At 41.3% G+C, this 19,340-nt stretch carries 23 protein-coding genes and 1 pseudogene; 17 read left to right on the forward strand and 7 right to left on the reverse strand.

The features are described 5' to 3' along the window. Window positions 1–456: NTP transferase domain-containing protein (locus tag AB5026_RS16470; protein ID WP_368213870.1), on the reverse strand; the 456-nt coding region annotated here is incomplete at its 3' end. A gap of 209 nt (window positions 457–665) precedes the next feature. On the opposite strand from AB5026_RS16470, the gene AB5026_RS16475 reads away from it, so the two are divergent. From AB5026_RS16475 to AB5026_RS16510, 8 genes are all read left to right on the forward strand, one after another. After that, window positions 666–926 (forward strand): hypothetical protein, encoded by a 261-nt coding sequence (locus AB5026_RS16475; protein WP_119240229.1) that lies wholly within the window; start codon window positions 666–668, stop codon window positions 924–926. Window positions 927–961: 35 nt separating this feature from the next. Beyond that, window positions 962–3,724, forward strand: a complete 2,763-nt coding sequence (locus AB5026_RS16480; protein WP_015526496.1) for a molybdopterin-dependent aldehyde oxidoreductase — start codon at window positions 962–964, stop codon at window positions 3,722–3,724. Between the two features lie 101 nt (window positions 3,725–3,825). Next, the gene (locus tag AB5026_RS16485; protein ID WP_044960384.1) at window positions 3,826–6,120 is read left to right on the forward strand and encodes a pyridine nucleotide-disulfide oxidoreductase/dicluster-binding protein; all 2,295 of its coding nucleotides are present in this window, start codon (window positions 3,826–3,828) and stop codon (window positions 6,118–6,120) included. Next, the gene (locus AB5026_RS16490) at window positions 6,120–6,341 is read left to right on the forward strand and encodes a DVU_1557 family redox protein (protein WP_005427475.1); all 222 of its coding nucleotides are present in this window, start codon (window positions 6,120–6,122) and stop codon (window positions 6,339–6,341) included. The genes AB5026_RS16485 and AB5026_RS16490 overlap by 1 nt, the downstream gene beginning before the upstream one ends. After that, window positions 6,342–6,875, forward strand: a complete 534-nt coding sequence (locus tag AB5026_RS16495) for a class I SAM-dependent methyltransferase (RefSeq protein WP_021650125.1) — start codon at window positions 6,342–6,344, stop codon at window positions 6,873–6,875. A gap of 3 nt (window positions 6,876–6,878) precedes the next feature. Beyond that, on the forward strand, window positions 6,879–7,313 hold the full coding sequence (locus AB5026_RS16500; RefSeq protein WP_021650124.1) for a DVU_1555 family C-GCAxxG-C-C protein: 435 nt from the start codon (window positions 6,879–6,881) through the stop codon (window positions 7,311–7,313). After that, window positions 7,310–8,635, forward strand: coding sequence for a radical SAM (seleno)protein TrsS (gene trsS, locus AB5026_RS16505; protein ID WP_021650123.1), 1,326 nt, complete (start codon window positions 7,310–7,312; stop codon window positions 8,633–8,635). Before AB5026_RS16500 ends, trsS begins: the two co-directional genes overlap by 4 nt. A gap of 20 nt (window positions 8,636–8,655) precedes the next feature. Then, window positions 8,656–9,831, forward strand: a complete 1,176-nt coding sequence (locus tag AB5026_RS16510; RefSeq protein WP_015526491.1) for a DVU_1553 family AMP-dependent CoA ligase — start codon at window positions 8,656–8,658, stop codon at window positions 9,829–9,831. 33 nt (window positions 9,832–9,864) lie between these two features. Here AB5026_RS16510 and AB5026_RS16515 read toward each other — a convergent pair whose 3' ends face one another. Further along, window positions 9,865–10,596 (reverse strand): DUF5714 domain-containing protein, encoded by a 732-nt coding sequence (locus tag AB5026_RS16515; RefSeq protein WP_044960380.1) that lies wholly within the window; start codon window positions 10,594–10,596, stop codon window positions 9,865–9,867. Between the two features lie 330 nt (window positions 10,597–10,926). On the opposite strand from AB5026_RS16515, the gene AB5026_RS16520 reads away from it, so the two are divergent. Beyond that, window positions 10,927–11,169, forward strand: coding sequence for a cation-transporting P-type ATPase (locus AB5026_RS16520; RefSeq protein ID WP_015526489.1), 243 nt, complete (start codon window positions 10,927–10,929; stop codon window positions 11,167–11,169). A gap of 30 nt (window positions 11,170–11,199) precedes the next feature. On the opposite strand, the gene AB5026_RS16525 is transcribed toward AB5026_RS16520, so the two are convergent. Next, window positions 11,200–11,403, reverse strand: a complete 204-nt coding sequence (locus AB5026_RS16525; protein WP_044960377.1) for a hypothetical protein — start codon at window positions 11,401–11,403, stop codon at window positions 11,200–11,202. A gap of 207 nt (window positions 11,404–11,610) precedes the next feature. Between AB5026_RS16525 and AB5026_RS16530 the strand changes: the two genes are divergently transcribed. From AB5026_RS16530 to AB5026_RS16545, 4 genes are all read left to right on the forward strand, one after another. Further along, window positions 11,611–12,048: a radical SAM mobile pair system MarR family transcriptional regulator gene (locus AB5026_RS16530; RefSeq protein ID WP_005608550.1), complete on the forward strand. Its 438-nt coding sequence runs from the start codon at window positions 11,611–11,613 to the stop codon at window positions 12,046–12,048. Continuing rightward, complete coding sequence (locus AB5026_RS16535; RefSeq protein WP_021650119.1) at window positions 12,045–12,734, forward strand: radical SAM mobile pair protein A; 690 nt, start codon at window positions 12,045–12,047, stop codon at window positions 12,732–12,734. Before AB5026_RS16530 ends, AB5026_RS16535 begins: the two co-directional genes overlap by 4 nt. Beyond that, window positions 12,722–13,630, forward strand: a complete 909-nt coding sequence (locus AB5026_RS16540; protein WP_059086551.1) for a radical SAM mobile pair protein B — start codon at window positions 12,722–12,724, stop codon at window positions 13,628–13,630. The genes AB5026_RS16535 and AB5026_RS16540 overlap by 13 nt, the downstream gene beginning before the upstream one ends. A gap of 63 nt (window positions 13,631–13,693) precedes the next feature. Beyond that, window positions 13,694–13,903, forward strand: coding sequence for a DUF6219 family protein (locus tag AB5026_RS16545; RefSeq protein ID WP_173739556.1), 210 nt, complete (start codon window positions 13,694–13,696; stop codon window positions 13,901–13,903). Window positions 13,904–14,165: 262 nt separating this feature from the next. Here AB5026_RS16545 and AB5026_RS16550 read toward each other — a convergent pair. The 4 genes and pseudogenes from AB5026_RS16550 to AB5026_RS16565 all read right to left on the reverse strand — a co-directional run. Beyond that, window positions 14,166–14,414 (reverse strand): annotated as a pseudogene (locus tag AB5026_RS16550) (ATPase); the annotation flags it as partial. 36 nt (window positions 14,415–14,450) lie between these two features. Beyond that, window positions 14,451–15,959 (reverse strand): diguanylate cyclase, encoded by a 1,509-nt coding sequence (locus AB5026_RS16555; RefSeq protein ID WP_244096173.1) that lies wholly within the window; start codon window positions 15,957–15,959, stop codon window positions 14,451–14,453. A gap of 57 nt (window positions 15,960–16,016) precedes the next feature. After that, entirely contained in the window at window positions 16,017–16,211 is a 195-nt protein-coding gene (locus AB5026_RS16560) for a hypothetical protein (protein WP_244092788.1), read from the reverse strand. Window positions 16,212–16,589: 378 nt separating this feature from the next. Further along, complete coding sequence (locus AB5026_RS16565; RefSeq protein ID WP_368213875.1) at window positions 16,590–16,874, reverse strand: transposase; 285 nt, start codon at window positions 16,872–16,874, stop codon at window positions 16,590–16,592. Window positions 16,875–16,980: 106 nt separating this feature from the next. Between AB5026_RS16565 and AB5026_RS16570 the strand changes: the two genes are divergently transcribed. The 4 genes from AB5026_RS16570 to AB5026_RS16585 form a co-directional block, all read left to right on the forward strand. Next, window positions 16,981–17,373: a hypothetical protein gene (locus AB5026_RS16570; protein ID WP_256163880.1), complete on the forward strand. Its 393-nt coding sequence runs from the start codon at window positions 16,981–16,983 to the stop codon at window positions 17,371–17,373. 25 nt (window positions 17,374–17,398) lie between these two features. Beyond that, on the forward strand, window positions 17,399–18,004 hold the full coding sequence (locus AB5026_RS16575) for a DUF1349 domain-containing protein (protein WP_173759170.1): 606 nt from the start codon (window positions 17,399–17,401) through the stop codon (window positions 18,002–18,004). 94 nt (window positions 18,005–18,098) lie between these two features. Next, on the forward strand, window positions 18,099–18,911 hold the full coding sequence (locus tag AB5026_RS16580; protein WP_173759171.1) for an alpha/beta fold hydrolase: 813 nt from the start codon (window positions 18,099–18,101) through the stop codon (window positions 18,909–18,911). 72 nt (window positions 18,912–18,983) lie between these two features. Beyond that, window positions 18,984–19,340 (forward strand): flavodoxin family protein (locus AB5026_RS16585; RefSeq protein WP_368213877.1); only part of this gene is annotated, 357 nt, incomplete at its 3' end.

Genomic DNA, 19,340 nt, shown 5'->3' on the forward strand with positions numbered 1-19,340 from the left:
GTTTCCATCATTGCTTAAAATGGACTCAATTAATGAGGAACGAATCAGGATCGGATGACCTGGAGTTCCGTTACAGACCGGAGTGACAAGAGGCTGTCCAAGAGAAAGCATTTGTGTAACGGTATGTGCTGTGAATAGTGGAACATCTACAGGTGTAAAGAGTACCGTATCCACTTTGTCTTTTAAATATTCCAGTCCAATCCTGACAGAATCAAACATATGAGTAGTTTCATAGTCCTCATTTCGAAGAAAAATAACATGATTGGAAGCAAGGTGGCGTTCCAGAGCATCCGCATTGTATCCGGTTACCACCACTATTTTAGAGATTCCGGCCTGCCGGAAGTTATTAATCACACGCTGCGCGATGGAAATGGATCCAAGCTGAAGCATGGGCTTGAAGTCTCCCATTCGTGACGATTTCCCTGCAGCTACGATGAGAGCACCTGTCTGCATCATAGATACCTCCTAAAAATAACATTGTACAAATTTGATATTATTATAGCATGAAAAGTGAGGATAAATAGTAAAATTTTTAAATAAAGTAATAAAAACAATATAAAAAAAGGCGAAAATAGCCAACTAATAATTATTTACAATTTGTAAAACTGTACAAAATTATGATAACATGAAATTATACAAAATAATGTAAACAGGAGAACGTTTCCATGGATAAGATTTTTGAAATTACCGCAAAAGAAGTTACGATACAGGTAAAAGATGAGCGCACAGGAGAGCAATACAGTCGGACACTTCCGATTGATTATTATGAGAATGCGAATGTTTTAAAACTCAGCGGTGAGAATCTGGACGGAAGCAGCTCTTCCATTGTTTTCTATTCTGTCAGAGGAATGGAAAAACTTAAAGATCTGACGGGTAAGGGAGTCGATCATGATCCATGCGGAACACATAAGTCAGAAGATTTGTAACATCGGAACGTGTATTTTTAAAGGAGGAATGAAACATGATTAAAAAGACATTGAAGATCAATGGTGTGGAGCGAATCCTTATTCTTGATAAGGATGAGACACTGGCTCAGGTACTTCGTGAGCATCTTCTTCTTACAGGATGTAAGATTGGCTGTGGAGAAGGTCATTGCGGAGCATGTAATGTTATTATGAACGGAAAAGTTACAAGATCCTGTATTTACAAGATGAGCCGTGTTCCGGACAATGCAGAGATCACAACAATCGAGGGTGTGGGAACAATTTCTGATATGCATCCGATACAGGTTGCATGGATGGCATATGGATGTGCACAGTGTGGTTTCTGTTCACCAGGTTTTATTATTTCAGCAAAGGTTCTTCTCGATAATAATCCGAGCCCTACCCGTGAAGAAGTGAGGGACTGGTTTAACAAGCAGCGTAATCTCTGTCGTTGTACAGGTTACAAGCCGCTTATCGATGCGACCATGGCGGCAGCAGCAGTTATGCGTGGCGAGATGACTAAAGAAGACCTCGTATTCAAGCAGACAGGTGATTCTATCGTCGGTACAAACTATATCCGTCCATCAGCAGCACAGAAGGTAACAGGTACCTGGGATTTCGGTGCAGATGATGCATTAAAGATGCCGGAGGGAACTCTTCGTCTTGCACTTACACAGGCCAAGGTTTCTCACGCAAATATTCTCAGTATCGATACAACAGAAGCAGAGAGTATGCCGGGAGTTGTTCGTGTTATTACAGCGAAGGACATTAAGGCAGCAGGCGGAACCAACAAGATCAATGGTCTTGTAATGCTTCCGAAACACAATAAGACAGACGGATTTGAGCGTCCTGTACTCTGCGACGAAAAGATCTTTCAGTTTGGTGATGCGATTGCGATCGTAGCTGCCGACACAGAAGAGCATGCACGTGCAGCAGCAGATGCAGTTAAGGTGGAGATCGAAGAACTTCCTGCATATATGAACGCAATGGATGCAATCGCACCGGATGCAGCAGAGATCCATCCTGGTACTCCAAACGCATTTTTTGAGACAAACTGTATCAAGGGACCGGACTTTGACTGGGACAGCATTCCGGATTCACAGCAGGTTGAGATCGAGTCCTACTGTTCACGCCAGCCTCATCTTCACCTTGAGCCGGACTGTGGTTATGGATATATTGATGAAGACGGTATGATAACAGTGCATTCCAAATCTATCGGTATACATCTTCATATGCCTATGATCGCAGATGGTATCGGTGTACCAATGGAAAACTTAAGACTTGTTCAGAACCATGCAGGCGGAACATTTGGTTACAAGTTCTCACCGACAAATGAGGCTCTGATTGGTGCAGCTGTTAAGATTCTGGAACGTCCGGTATCGCTGGTATTTAATCAGTTCCAGAACATTACTTATACAGGAAAGAGATCTCCTGCATTTATGAATATTAAGCTTGCAGCAGATGAAAATGGTAAACTCTTAGCACTTTGGGGTAACAACTATGTAGATCACGGTCCATATTCAGAATTTGGCGATCTGCTTACCATGAGACTTTCTCAGTTTACAGGCGCAGGTTATGGAATTAATTCTATTCGTAATAAATCAACAACCGTATTTACAAACCATGCATGGGGCTCCGCATTCCGTGCTTATGGTTCACCACAGTCTTATATGGGATCTGAGATTGCGATTGACGTGCTGGCAGCTAAGATGGGAATCGATCCGTTTGATATCCGTGAAATGAACTGCTATAAAGAATCAGAGGGCACTACCATCCCGACAGGTTATCCACCGGAGGTATATTGTGAGGAAGATTTGTTTAAGAAAGCACGTCCATTGTATGAAGCGGCGAAAAAACGTGTTGCCGAAAAGAATGCAGCTTCTGACGGAAAGATGAAATATGGTATCGGTGTATCTCTTGGAGTATACGGTTGTGGTCTTGATGGTGTTGATACATCAAATGCATTTGCAGAATTAAATCCGGATGGAACCGTTACGATGTATGCTGCATGGGAAGATCATGGACAGGGGGCTGATATGGGTGTTCTTGTATCATCTCATGAAACACTGCGTCAGGCAGGAATCAGACCGGAACAGATTAAACTGGTTATGAATGATACGAAGACATGTCCGAATGCAGGACCTGCAGGAGGATCACGCTCACAGGTTATGTCAGGTAATGCATGTCGTCTGGCTGCAGAAAATCTTGTAGCAGCAATGAAGAAAGAAGACGGAACATTCCGTACTTATGATGAGATGGTAGCAGAAGGGCTTGCAACAAAATATGAAGGTAACTGGGTAACTACATTCTGTGCAGATCATCCGATCGATCAGGATACCGCACAGGGCGATCCATTTGCAACTTATATGTATACTATCTTCCTGCCGGAAGTTGCTGTTAATACAGAAACAGGTAAAGTTACCGTTGAGAAATTTACTTGCGTAGCTGACGTAGGTACGATCATGAACAGACTTCTTGTAGAAGGTAATTTCTATGGTGGTCTTGTACAGGGTATCGGTCTTGCTCTTTCGGAAGATTTTGAAGATTTGAACCATGACACCACTTTGAAGAATTGTGGTATTCCATATCCAAAGGATGCTCCGGATGATATTGAACTTCACTTCAATGAAACATATCGTCCAAGTGGTCCTTACGGTGCGGCTGGTTGTGGTGAGGCTCCACTGGATGCTCCACATCCTGCAATCCTGAATGCAATCTTTAATGCGACAGGTGCACGTATTACACGTATCCCTGCCCGTCCGGAAAGGGTTCTTGCAGCATTAAAAGAACTTGAGAAATAAGCTTAATTCATAATGTGGTTGGAGTAAAAGCTGCCAACTGTGATATAATCAGGGGAGACGGGAAACTGCCTCCCCTTTACAGACGAAAGGAGTATCAGGTTATGACATACATACAGGAGAGGGGTTCTACTCACGTTTATCATGTAAATCGAATGTCAAAAGAAGAGATGGATCATATGATCAGTCTCTGCGTCCATGAACAGCCGGCCTACTGTGTTGCAGCCTGTCCTTTCAAAATGGATACAAAAGAGATGCTGTATTATGCTGCAAAAGGAAATTTTAAGAAAGCGTTGGCAATTTATGAGAAAATTACACCATTTCCAATGATTCTCTGTGATGGATGTACGGCACCTTGCGAAGATAATTGCAAGCTTTGTGAACTTGGTGATGGTGTCTCCATACGAGAAGTAGAACGTGCGATTGTCCGGTATGGAGAACCGGGAAGAAGAAGCAGTGTATTCCGCATGAGAAAGAAGAAAAAGGCAGCAATCTTTGGTTCTGGATTATTTCCACTGTTTCTTGCGGGGGAACTGGAAAAGAAAATGTATCCTACGACGATTTATTGTAAGGAAGAAGATTATGAAAGCTATATTGCAGCGGCAACCGGACATCTTTTGGAATCAGACCGCAGCAATGAAGCGAAACGTCTGAAATCTATGGATCTTTCTTTTGAATTTGGATGCAGTTTGAATCTTTCGTTTATCAGAGAAAAAATGGAACTGGCAGATGTGGTATGCGCATCAGAAGAAGTGGCAAAAATGTTAGCTCCGGAAGAAGCAGCAGATGTCGAGATTATGTTAAGAGAACAGGCAAAGATTGTCAGCGGACCTGCGGAATCTGTGATGGATGCGGCTTTTGCCGCAAAGCGGGCAGCTTTGACAGTGGATCTTCTGGTACAGAATTTATCGCCGCACAGCAACAGAGGCAGTGAAGGAGCAGTGACTACCAAGCTTTATACGAACATGGAAGGAATCCATGGATCGAATAAGATTTTCTGTGGTCAGGATGGGTATTCAAAAGAAGAAGCTGTAGAAGAAGCAAAACGATGTATTCAGTGTCATTGTGACGAATGCATGAAAGGCTGTGTGTATTTAAGTGAATATCAAAAACATCCGGGTTTATTAGCCCGTGAGATCTATAATAATACGCAGATTATCATGGGAGATCATCCGATGAACAAACCGATGAATGCCTGTGCCCTCTGTGGACAGTGTACGGTGATCTGTCCGAATGGATTTGATATGAGTCAGGTGTGTAAGTCAGCAAGAGAAAATATGGTATCCACAGATAAGATGCCGCTGGCGCCACATGAATTTGCACTGATGGACATGTTATTTTCAAATTCAGAGGCTTTTTTGAGCAGACTCCAGCCGGGATATGAAACTTGCAGATATGTATTTTTCCCGGGCTGTCAGGCAGGTGCGATAGCGCCGGATGTGGTTATACAGGCATACGAAGATTTAAGTAATCGGGTAGCTGGAGGCGTTGCTCTGATGCTGGGATGCTGTGGTGCAATCAGCGAATGGGCGGGTCGCTATGAAATGACAGAAAAAGTAAATGAGCAGCTGAAACAGGAACTGGCCAAGCTTGGTGATCCGATCATCATTGCAGGCTGTCCAAGCTGCATGAAGCAGCTAAAAGAAAGTATTGGAGCACATGTTATAGGAATCTGGGAAATTTTGAGAAAAATCGGACTTCCACAGCAGGCGAAAGGACTGGAGATACCGGTTGCCATACATGATGCCTGTGGTGCCAGAGGGGATGCACAGACACAAGATATGATACGACAACTTTTGTCGGATATGGGATGTATCGTTGAAGATACAGAATATTCCAGAGATTTGTCTCCATGTTGTGGATATGGAGGTCTGACGGCATATGCCAATAAAGATATGGCAGCGAAAATGACAGAAAAGTGTCTGGAACGTTCCGATGCACCATATATTACATACTGCATGGCATGCAGAGACCGATTTGCCAGAGAGGGAAGAGAATCCCGACATATACTTGAACTTCTGTATGGGGCAAATGCCAGCAATATGCCTGATATCAGTGAGAAACGCTACAACAGGCTCATATTGAAACAAACACTTTTAAAAAACATCTGGAATGAGGAATCGGTCATGGAGAAAAAAGACTATACTGTTGCCTATACAGAGGAGGCAATCCATATGATGGATGAGCGCATGATACTGAAAAGTGATGTGGAACGTGTGTTATCAGATTACAGAGAAAATCAGGAGGCAATCCTGGATGAAGAAACAAAAGAACTGGTGACAAGAAGCAGACTGGGAAATGTCACATTCTGGGTGCGGTTTGTGGAAACAGAAGACGGATATCTGGTACACAGAGCATACAGTCATCGAATGAATATTATGAAAAGGGTGGGACAGTAATGGCAGTAGAAAGAACATATTATACGATTGATCCGGAAGGAAAGCTGACCTGCATGAAATGTAAGGTTCCTCTTGTAAAAGGAAAAGCAAAATTTATGTACCTGGAAAATGGGTTTCCTGTGGAAATGCCTGTCTGTCCAAAGTGTGGGTTTGTGTATGTTCCGGAAGAACTCGCACTTGGAAAAGTGCTTGCGGTGGAGCGTGCACTGGAGGATAAATAGATGAACAGGCATCCGGGAGGGGAAGCGCAGACGCTTCATCTTCTGGAGAACATAGAATGGAAAAAAGAAATGAAAGCACTGGATCTTGGAGCAGGAGAAGGAGACACGGTTCGAATCCTGAAATCATTTGGGCTGGAAGCACATGGCGTGGATCTTTTCCCACGGGGCAGTGATGTGGAAATTGGCGATTTTCTGCATTTGCAGTATTCATCAGACAGTATAGATCTTTGCATCAGCCAGTGTGCATTTTTTGTCAGCAGAGATCAGAAAAATGCACTATCTGAATGTTGGCGTGTTTTGAAAAAGGGAGGTTTTCTTTTACTGTCAGATCTGGATACTGGAAATCTTTTGGAAATGGCAGAACAGACAGGATTTACCATTCTCCGACAGGAGGATCAGACGTTACTTTGGCGGGAATATTATCTGGAAGCAATCTGGAATGATTCGTTCTGCTGCGAAGAGTATACGATTCTGCAGAAAGAATATAAAGGAAAGAAGCTGCGCTATACCATGTTGGTTGGCAGAAAGGAGTAGCACATGGATCTTTATGAAAGAATCATAGAACTTAGCAGTATGGGTTATCATTGCTCACAAATGGTTATGATTATGACACTGGAAGCCATAGGTGAGGAAAATCCACAGCTTGTAAAGGCTTTGGGAGGTCTTGGCGGTGGGATCGGTTACTGTGGAGATACCTGTGGCTGCCTGACAGGAGGAGCCTGTGCGATAGGTTTGTTCCTTGGCAATCTGGCTCCGCAGGAGAAAGAAGATATACAGATGAAACCGGCTGTGCAGGAATTATATCAGTGGTTCCATAAGAAGACCGAAGAAGAATTTGGTGCTTTTTATTGTAAGGATATCACTTCTAATTTGGATTGGGGAGTGATTATGGAGCAATGTCCTGCGCTGATTGCAGATACTTATACGAAAGTGATAGAAATACTGACAGAACGGGGAATATTGGAACTATGATTACGCTGGGTAAAACAAAAAGTGTATGCCCGATATGTATGAAAGTACTTACGGCAAAAAAATGTATTGGTGAAGATGGCATTTATCTGGTGAAAGAATGTGATATCCACGGAAAGTTTCAGACACTGATCTGGGAAGGAACGGCAGCAGAGTATCTTTCCTGGGGAAGAGAAAACCTGTCTGCGGAGACTCCGGTAAATCCCAAAATCAAAGAGAAATCCTGCCCGGATAATTGTGGACTCTGTGAGGAGCACGAACGAAAAGGCTGTTGTATGATACTGGAAGTGACAAAGCGCTGCAATATGCACTGCCCGGTCTGCTTTGCTTCGGCAGGAGAATGTCTGGAAAACGGTGATTTTTCAATTGATGAAATAGAAAAGCAATATGATTTTCTGATGGATCATGGAGGACCATTCAATATTCAGCTCTCAGGTGGAGAACCAACCATGCGGGAGGATCTTCCGGAGATCATACATATGGGTAGAGAAAAAGGGTTTACATTTTTTCAATTGAATACCAATGGAATCCGTCTTGCGCAGGAAGCAGGATATGCCAGAAAACTAAAAAAAGCAGGACTGAATACAGTATTTCTTCAGTTTGACGGTGTCACAGATGATGTGTATCAGACATTGCGCGGACGCTCTATGATAGAACTGAAAGAAAAGGCTGTGTTAAACTGTTCGGAAGCGGAACTGGGAATTGCCCTGGTACCTGTCATTGCGCCAGGAGTAAATGACATGCAGGTTGGAGATATTCTGAAGTTTGCGATGGATCATATGCCATTTGTAAGAGGAGTACATTTCCAGCCGATCAGCTATTTTGGCAGATGTTCTCAGCAGCGTCCACAAGCTCCGATTACCATACCAAAGATGTTGAAGCTGATCGAGGAACAGACTGACGGGCTTATGAAAAGCAAGGATTTCGCCGGTGGTGGAGCAGAGAATCCATACTGTTCTTTTCATGCAAGTTATCTGAAAAAAGGTGAGAGGGAACTGAAACTTTTGGAAAAGAAATCAGGCAGAGGATGTTGTTGTACTACCAGCGATAATTCCAGACAGTATGTGGAAAATCAGTGGAGCTATAGCACAAAAAAATTTGATGATGGAGAAATGACACAGACAGATGCGCTGGATGAATTCCTGATCCGGGTTCATAATGAAACTTTTGCAGTATCAGGGATGATTTTTCAGGATGCATGGAATCTGGATCTTGAACGTCTGAAAAGATGTTATATCTGCGAGGTGGATTCTGATTATGGAATGGTGCCGTTTTGTGCATATAATCTGACGAATTCGAAAGGAATATATTTATACAGAAAGTGAAACGATCGAATATAGATGCAATGATCTGTAAGCAGGAAGGTATTACAGAGATTACAAGAGATGAAATACACAGAATACAGCTGGAGAAATTAAATATTGTACTGAAGAGAGAGAAAGAACGAGAGGGTTTTTACCGAGATTTGCCGGAAAGACTGGAAAGCCTGATAGATTTGAGAAGCCTTCCTTTTACGACAGAAACAGATCTGGCACGAGATGGAGGCAGGATGCTGCTTTGCTCCCAGGGGGAAGTACAGAAAGTGATATCAGAACAGACAAGCGGAACTACCGGTGCCGGTAAACGTGTATTCTATACAGAGGGAGACTGTGAACACACCATAGAACTTTTTATGGCAGGTCTGGGTGAATTTATTTATCCTGGAAGTATAACGATGGTGGCTATGCCATTTTCAGGTCCTTTTGGATTAGGAGAACTGATCGCGGAGGCAATCAGACGTCTGGGAGCAAAACCTCTTTCAACCGGGACAGGAAGAACTTATGGCGAACTGAACAGGATTCTGGAAGAGGAGCAGCCGGATACGTATGTGGGAATGCCGACGGCATTGCTGTCCATGCTTCGAATGTGCGGAAAAGGCAGTATAAAAAGAGCACTGGTATCCGGAGATGCCTGTCCGAAAACTGTCATGAAAGCAATCGAAGAAATTCTGCAAACACGACTTTGGCCGCACTATGGTTCCAGAGAGATGGGGCTTGGAGGTGCCATTTGCTGCACGGCGCATGAGGGCATGCATATGCGGGAAAACCATTGTATTACAGAGATTATAGATGAGAACGGAAATGTGCTGCCGGACGGTAAATGGGGAGAACTGGTGATTACAACCATTGGAATGGAAGCACAGCCGTTGATTCGATATCGAACCGGTGACTGGTCAAGGATCATTCCAGGAAGATGCCTCTGTGGAAGTGAAATAAAACGCCTGGACTTTGTAAAGCGGATGGATCCATTGGGAAGTATCAGAGAGATGGATGAATTACTGTTTGAGATTCCGGAACTGGTAGATTATTGTGTGAAAATTGTAGATGGAAAAAAGGAAATTACAGCGCTTTTTACATCGGACAATGGAGAAGAACGAATCAGGAGTGTTTTGGAAGAGAAGGATATTCGTTCATGGAACTGCAAAAAAGCAAAGTGGGAAGATGGGGCGCTGTATCCTGGCAAACGAGTTACAAGGCAGTGATTTCGTGGTATCATGGAATCACTGCCTTGCCTGTTATTCAGGATAGTATGGACAATCTTCCTGGATGCATTCGCGATTATCTTCGCAGTATTTACACGTTATAGAAGACAACGGAATGTTTACAGAACAAAACTGACTGTAAAAATGAACGGCTTCTTCGATGGCAATTCTGCTGGTACGTTTGCAGCAGCGAGGTCCACCAACATCTGCCAGTCTGGATAAAATAATGGAAACAAGTTTTTGAGGAAACGGCCATGCATCTTTGTGAAGTGGACTGGATCCAGTCATAACGGACATGAAAATACCGGCTCCGGCAGCAGCTCCACAGACACCCCAGTAACCACAGGTACCGCCCGGAACCTGCTTCGCTCTTTTACAGATTTCAGATAGTGCAGCATCGTAATCCATATGTTCTCCATTATTGCGAAACGCTGTCAGAAGAATACATGGGACAATTGCATGATGCTCCGGTCCATGCATATGTACAGATGGAAGATCCATAATTTTTTCCAGAAGAAGCAAAGCATCTTTTTCGGTACTGTCTCTGAGCGCTGCGATTACCGGAGCATATGTGCCATAGCTGTGACAGGCATCACAGATAAAGTGACTATTTTCACAGACCGCATTGGTTAATTGCTCTTTATGGCAGATACTACACGTCTGAATAGAGCTTTCAGCACGATACGTAATAGGAGCACCACAAATCAGACATCCGGAAAAATGTTCCGCTTCACCACAACAACAGGAATTATTCGTATGATCCATTTGATTCACCTCCGGAGAATTTATTTTAATAGTGTTAACGATGTAAAAAGTATAACATAAAATGAAAAAGTAATGATAAAGTATCTTGACAATCATGTTACTTTGGGTATATGATTTGATCCAATAAAGGGGAGTAACCTGCGCTTAACAAATTGCGTTTGTGATGTTGTCAGTACGGTGGAAGCATCCGGTATCATAAGGAAATGGTGAGACTTTTATTGCATTTTTTATTATGCAATGAAGGTCTTTTTTTTATATTTTTTTCAAAGAGGTCTTTCATTGCATAAGAAATTCAGGTAGTAAATACTTAGAAACGATGAGGCGGAAGTGATGAAGGAAATTTATCAGCAGACGGTAGAAGAGGTTCTTGAAAGGGTGAATGGCAAGAAATCTGGGCTTACAAGTGAACAGGTGAAAAGATCCAGAGAAAAGTGTGGGTGGAATGAACTTACAGAAGGAAAGAAGAAAGGTATCCTGCAGATTTTCTTTGAAGGAGCTGTCTATTTCCCGACAGCTCCTTTTCTTGTATTCATTCGGCTGATACAAAGCGACAAAGCCGGCACAATATCATAAGTAATATATAAAACTCTGATGTACATGTGATTAAAAAGAATCAATCATATGCATTAGCCGCTCATGAAAAATATCTCTTTCTTCGTAAATTTTTTCTAACTCTTTTTCAGTAAACAATGCATAGGCGCTATCAGGAACAGCTGTTAATCCATCACAGGTAAATGGTATACGTCGCCCACCTCTGAAAATGGCTGCTTCCCAGTACTTTTTTCTAAAATATTTAATTATTCCCATGTAGTACCATCTCTTTCCCATATTTGTTATTGACGTTCTGGCAAATAAAATACTTCTGTTCTTACTATATTATCATCAAAATCCGCAAGTCAAATTCCAGTTTGGAGAATTGAAAAAATGGAATTTACCTATTAAGACATATAAACTCTTGACAATAAAGCTCCTATATAGTATGTTTTTAATAAACTACTATATAGGAGCTTTTGCATGGAAATGAATGGAGGATTTCTTGTCACAAAAATAAAACAGCTTGGAGACCGGATTTTTGAGAAGATTCTCAGTGAAAAGAATATTGATGCGTTTAATGGAGCCCAGGGACGTATTCTTTATGTGCTGTGGCAGGAGGATGGTATCTCAATTAGGTCACTCTCGACTAAATGCGGATTAGCGATAACATCTCTTACTACGATGCTGGAAAGAATGGAAAATCAAGGGCTGATAAGCCGTGTTCAGTCTGAAACGGACAAAAGGAAAACACTCCTGTTTCTGACTGAGAAAGCACATGCCTTAAAGGGCGAGTACGATTCTGTATCTGATGAGATGGGCAGTATTTACTACAAAGGTTTTTCAGAGGAAGAAATTACCCGGTTTGAGAAATGTCTCGACCGCATCAGAAAGAATCTTGAGGAGTGGCAGAAGTCATGAGTATTTGTATCAAAGATCAGATTCAGAACATGAATATCGTCATTGGCTGCACAGTGGGGTGTACATATTGCTATGCCCGCAACAACGTGAAACGCTGGCATATGATTGATGACTTCGCTGACCCTGAATTCTTTCCGGGTAAGCTCAAGATGATGGAAAAGAAACGTCCGCAGAACTTTCTTCTTACCGGGATGAGCGATCTCTCCGGATGGAAGCCGGAATGGAGAGACGAGGTATTTGCAAAGATCCGTGAAAATCCACAGCATCAGTTCCTGTTCCTTACCAAGCGACCTGATTTGCTGGATTTTGATACCGATTTGGAAAACGCATGGTTTGGCGTTACGGTGACGAGGAAAGCAGAACTGTGGCGTATCGACGCCCTTCGGAAAAACGTCAGAGCAAAACATTACCATGTTACCTTTGAGCCGTTATTCGACGATCCCGGCACAGTTGACCTTTCCGGAATCAATTGGATCGTTGTGGGCACCATGACCGGAGCTCAGAGCAGGAAGATTCATACGGAGCCGGAATGGGCATGGTCTCTGGCGGACCAGGCACATAAGCTCGGCATTCCGGTGTTTATGAAGGAAGACCTTGTCCCTATCATAGGGGATGAAAATATGATTCAGGAAATGCCGGAAGAATTTAATAAAGTGTTAGAGGTACAGAAATCATGGAAGAAGTAATAAATGGAATCCTCATTCGTGAGGTGGAAACAAAGAACATCATGACTAAGTCTAGTCTGCCGGTAGGCGGTTACTCGGTCAATCCCTATGTGGGCTGTACACATGCCTGCAAGTATTGCTATGCTTCTTTTATGAAGCGCTTTACCGGGCACAAGGAGGAATGGGGCACTTTCCTTGATGTGAAGCATTGGACGGAAATTAAAAATCCGAAGAAATATGCCGGACAGCGGGTGGTCATCGGTTCTGTGACAGATGGCTACAATCCACAGGAGGAGCAATTCGGGAATACCAGAAAACTTCTGGAGCAGCTGATCGGCAGTGACGCAGATATTCTGATCTGCACAAAGTCGGATCTTGTGGTACGAGATATTGATTTACTGAAGAAGCTTGGACGTGTAACCGTTTCATGGTCGATCAACACACTAGATGAAAATTTCAAGAACGATATGGACTCTGCTTCGAGCATTGAGCACCGTATCGCTGCTATGAAGCAGGTATATGAGGCAGGTATCCGTACAGTCTGTTTCGTATCCCCGGTATTTCCCGGTATCACGGATTTTGAAGCAATCTTTGAGCGGGTAAAGGATCAGTGCGATCTGTTCTGGCTCGAAAATCTCAATCTTCGAGGCGGTTTCAAAAAGACAATTATGAATTATATCGCCGGAAAATATCCTGATCTTGTACCACTTTACGACGAGATCTATAACAAGCATAACCGCAGCTACTTTGAAGCACTTGAAGTAAAAGCTGAGAAAATGGCTAAGAAGTATGATTGTGCCTTTGTGGATAATGAAATGCCTTATGGCAGAGTCCCGCAGGGACATCCGGTGATCGTAGATTATTTCTATCATGAGGAAATCCGTGGGACAGAGAATACCGGAAAAAGAAATCGCTAACTTCCAGTTTGTATATATCTTTTAAAAGGTATATGATTAAGAAAAACGGCAGGAGGTATCTGAATGAAATCACATAAATATTGGTTTATCGGTGCACTGATTACAATGCTTGGAACTTTTTATACAGGTTATAAGGGATCAAAAGAAGGCCATAAGTACTTTGCAGCAAGTTCTTTGCTTTGCATGATTATGGCTATTTATACAGGACACAAGATGATTTCTGGTAAAAGTAGGAAGAAAAAAGAAGTTTCAGTAGAGAGTGTTGAAGATTAAAAAACAAAATATTTTAATAAATAACGCCGGTGCGGGATTTTTGATATCCAGTACTGGCGTTATTTATTCTACAGGGGCTTGGGGGGTGTAGCCACCAAATAGTCAGTTTGCATTCCTTGTCAAAAGACATCGGATCACAGTTCAGTACATCCATATAAAACTCTTTTCGTAGGATGCTTCGTCTGAATTCATCTGCAATCTCCGTCATAATAAAAATATCTCCATCATTTCAAAAGAGAATGCTGGAGATATTTCGCCTTGCTTATTCTTGTAGTAACCAATCGGCTATATCGTAAATTACGATTCCTTCATAGCTATATTGGGGATGTTTGGTTCTAGCAATAATCATTTTCGGATAAGCATCTCGAATCTGAAGCCGAGGAAAGCATTCTCTCTCAAATGTTTCCTGCCCGGAAATGTTGTCGCTGATCTGAATATAAAACTTCTCGTTGCTTCTCTGAGCAACAAAGTCGATTTCCTTTTGATAGAGCTTGCCGACATAAACATTATATGAAAATAGATCATACGCTCTGTTTTTTGCAATATTTTATCTTGCGAATTTATCATTGTAACGAATATGCATATCTTCCCAATCCATGAACAATACATAAAATACTTTCCCGTATTGCGGGCTTTCTACAATTCTTCCATGATCAAGAACAGAAAAATAAGTTCCGTCAGCTTTTCGAAGATGAAAGTGAATATAGTCATTTTCATTGCCGTTGTCAATCTGTTCCCAGATACTTGATTCTATCTGTTGCTGTTCATCTTCACGAATCAAGTTGCGAAAACTTTTCTCAGTAAGTCTGAACAGTTCATCTATATCTTTATATCCGGACATATGAAGAAATTCATCATTTGCAAAAATTAGTTCATCATCTTCTTTGTCAGCTTTGTATATGATGAATGCACCTGGAAGATGTTCAGAGATATCCTTGAATGCGAATCCAAGTTGTTTGCGGGCACCTGACCGAAGTCCTTCTCTGTAGACCATACATCCATTTTTTCCATGAAGCTTTATTTCATAAAGAGCGGTATCTGCGCAGCGCATGAGTTGTGAACGATTGGATGCAAATGTTGGATATTCTGCATATCCTAGAGAAATATAAAATGCATGTTCCTTACCATGGTATGAGAATGATTTAGGAAGTTTGGTGAATTTCTGCAGCTGTATATCTGCTTCTGCAAAGGTACAATTTGGTAAAAGAATGCAGAATTCGTCACCACCATTTCTTCCGAGTAATGCATCGGATGGGAAAAAAGTCTTCATGCTGTCTGCAAGATTCTTTAGTGCCCTGTCTCCGTAATTATGTCCATAGATATCATTAATAAACTTGAAATCATCGATATCAAGGAGCGCAGCCACAAAATGTGTTTTTGGATTTTTTTGAATCATTTTTTCTGCAAATTCATCAAATCCATAGCGGTTATAAATATTTGTAAGAGAATCTGTGCGCGCCAGTATCTGAAACTTTTTCTTATGTTCTTTTGCTACTAAACATACTCTGGTAAGAACTGACAGGAGAAGGCTTATTGTAAGAAAAATTCCGATGATGATTATCAGTAATGTGGCATTTCTCCATCCACTTTTAGGAGTTACTTCAAATTTCCAGTTTTCGTCTCCTATTGTAAATGTATAAGAAACAGGACGATTTATTTGCCCATCTGATTGATAAACCACTTTATAAGTGTCACTCCATGGAGCGTCTGTTTTTGAAATTTTGTATTCGTATCCAAAATTTGAAAGTGCACTGATTGAATCTGAAAAAATATCCGGAACACGCAGGATAACAATAGTAAATCCCCAGAAATACTCATGTCCGTTTTTATCTTTCAGGTATATGGGATTGCGGACTGCAATTCCATATCCTCCCTGTTTTAATTTGAAGGGGCCCTGCGTAATGATTGTATGGTTGTCTCTTGCGTAACAGGAAATTTTTCCGCGGTCTTTATCATGGATCAAATCAATCTTACCTGCCTCATTTTCATTAGCCGGATAAATATCTGTAACAACACCATTAGGAGCGAGCTGTACACTTTCAATAGAATCAGACATAAGATTTCCTGCAATTGTTTCAAACTGACGGATTTCGCCATCTTCACTTATTAAGATTTACTTCAAGGTATCTGTGATCTCAATTCCATTTGTAATTTCATTCTTTATTTGTTCGCCATAGGTGGCTACGTTTAATTGTGCTGTTATGTGTCTCTGCTCTTTTTCGTGGGTGTCTGTTTTGTATACAATCAAACTAATAAGGCATATGCCCAGTAAAAAAGTGATAAGAGGCACAAGTGTTTTCTTTTTCACTTGGTTCACCTCATTTTGTCCATGGGAATTATTATAATAAAGCATTATATCATAGAAGTTGAAAAACAGAATAAGTTTTATGAAAAAAACGAACTGTGCAAAATCTTTATACATCTATGACAGAAGAATGTATATCGATAGGGATTTGTGAAATCTATATATTTTAAGAAGGAGCCTTGGAATCATCATAAATATCCTGTATTTTTGCTTTTACAGCTTTACGACGTTTTTCTGTATCAGAAGGTACGTGGTGGAGCCATGCAAGATATCCTGAGCGAGAGACACCTAAAAATTTCAACATTCCGGAGACGGAAACCCGGCGTCCAGCCTTTTTGGCAGCTTCCGTCTTCTTAGACACTTCAAGATAAATGGCTTCCGTCATTTTCCCAGAATGTTGATTGCTTTTTTTAACACATCAAGTGCATCTTGGGCATCACGTAATTCACGTCTGAGACGGGCAATTTCCTTCTGCTCATCAGATGCATAATTACCAGAACCACGAACAGGAATATCACCTGATTCCCGGAAGTCTTTCAGCCATTTTGTTAATGTGCTGTATCCGATGCCAAGATTTTCTGCACATCCACATACTCCGAGATCTTTGTGATCCTGATAGTACTGGACTGCATCAAGTTTAAATTGTTTGTCATGTTGCTTTGCCATATGAGATTCTCCTTCAGCATGCCTCTATTGTATCATGTCTATGTGTATTTGGAATTTCTCATTTTGGTTTGTACTATTTATATTCTAGCACCAATACCTGCAATCTATGAAGGCAAACCTGAGAGAAATTATTCACTATATTGATGAGTCAACACTTGAAAAAGCGAAGAACGAAAAAGTTCAAAAGCAAGAGTCTCCCTCAAAGATGTCAAAAGACGTAGAGGAGTCTGTTGATAAGATGTTCTCCAATCGTATGAGCAAAGTATATTCTGAATGGAAATCAAATCAAGATACACAGCCATTTAATGAAAATATAGAGAAGGAATACCAGAAGCTTTTGGAAACACTGTCTCCGGAACAAGAGGAAGTGCTTACGAAGTATTGTGATGAAATATTTGCCAGCGGAGCAGAGACAGAAGAGTTTTTTTATCGCCTGGGTATAAAGGATGGACTGAGATTAAAAAGTACGGTAAAATCTGTATTAGAAATGATGTCGTGAAATCGGAATTTAGAGGGATAATGAGATGAATATAAAAGATTTTAAGTGGACGAGAGAACCTGATGATTACACGCTGACAGATGACAAAATTGAGATTATCACACAGCCTGGAACTGATTTGTGGCAAAGAACTTACTATCATTTCCGCAATGATAATGCTCCGGTTTTGCAGATAGAAACAGAGGAAAAGTTTTTTTCATTTATGGTGAAAACAGATTTTAAGGAAAGCCATCATCGCTTTGATCAATGCGGTGTGGTTATGTATCTTGACAGTGAGAATTGGTTGAAAGGTTCTATAGAATATGAGAATGACTATTTTCAGCACCTGGGAAGTGTTGTGACAAACAATGGATATTCAGATTGGGCAACTACGGAAATTGATGCAGAGATTAAATCTATGTGGTATCGTCTCAGTAGACGTGAAGATGATTATTGCATTGAATGTTCTGAGGATGGAATACGGTTTAAGCAAATGAGGATTTGTCATATGTGGGCTGGTGCAGGAAAAATCAAATTTGGAATTTATGCATGCAGTCCGGAAGATTCATCGTTTAAAGCGGTATTTACAGATATGAAATTGACGGAGTGTCAATGGAAAGCCCACGATGGTCAAAAGCCGGATGAGATGTAGCAGACTGTATTTGATATAAAAAACCAATATGAAAATAGTTAAAGTTTTTCAGTTGGTGTAACTGAGAAAAATGAAAATTGCGGAGGTGGATTTGTTGAAGGAAAGTACATATCAAACTCCTTGCGGAACAATTCACTATTGGTCAAGTATTCTGAGTTTGGATACAACGACGCTTGTATTTCTTCCGGGGCTGACTGCTGACCATAGACTGTTTGATAAACAGGTTGCGTACTTCGATGGAAAATATAATATTATTGTATGGGATGCACCGGCTCATGCCTCTTCCTGGCCGTTCCGGTTTGATTTTGACTTGTTTGATAAGGCAAAATGGCTGAATGGGATTCTTGAAAAAGAAGAAATCATAAAACCAATTATAATCGGTCAATCAATGGGAGGATATGTAGGCCAGGCTTATGCACAATTGTATCCTGACCGGCTGGCAGGTTTTATTTCCATTGATTCAGCACCGCTCCAGAGAAACTATGTGACAGCAGTGGAGATCTGGCTTCTGAAAAGAATGGAACCAGTATATGCATATTACCCATGGAAGTTGCTTTTGAAATCCGGAACTGAGGGAGTTGCAACTTCTGAGTATGGCAGAAATCTGATGAAGGAAATGATGCTGGTCTATGATGGTGATCAGCATCGTTATGCCCAAATTGCCGGGCATGGATTTCGTATTCTGGCAGAGGCAATGGAAAAGGATCTGCCATATGAAATCAAATGTCCTTCCCTGTTGATATGTGGTACAAAGGATCATGCCGGTTCATGCATAAGGTATAACAGAGAATGGCATCGAAAAACGAAAATTCCTTTAAAGTGGATTGAAGGGGCCGGTCATAATTCTAATACAGATAAACCGGAGATGATAAATAGTTTGATAGAAGAATTCCTTTCAAACATATAAAGACTATTGAAAACAATTGGTCAACCGTTATAAAAGGACAATAAACAAATCGGAATCAGTAGGAGGATCATTATGAGATTTTATAACATATTTTTCAGCCCGACAGGAGGTACAGAGAAAGTAGCAGATATTGTTGCGAAAGGGACGAAGCTGGATGCTGAAGAAATCGACCTAATTAAAGAACCAAATAAACTCATGAAGGTGAAATTTGAAAAAAAGGACCTATGTTTGGTTGCTGTACCGTCTTACGGTGGACGCATTCCATCAGTTGTAACGGATATGTTCCGCAAAGTAAAGGCAGATGGTACGAAAGCAATTCTTGTGGCAGTATTTGGAAACCGTATGATTGATGATACTCTATTGGAACTACAGGATGTTCTGGAGGCATCAGGATTTGTATGTATCGCAGGAATGGAGGCAGTCGCAGAG

It is taken from the genome of Blautia sp. RTP21359st1_E11_RTP21359_211015, from assembly GCF_040910705.1.
GTDB lineage: Bacteria > Bacillota > Clostridia > Lachnospirales > Lachnospiraceae > Blautia_A > Blautia_A fusiformis.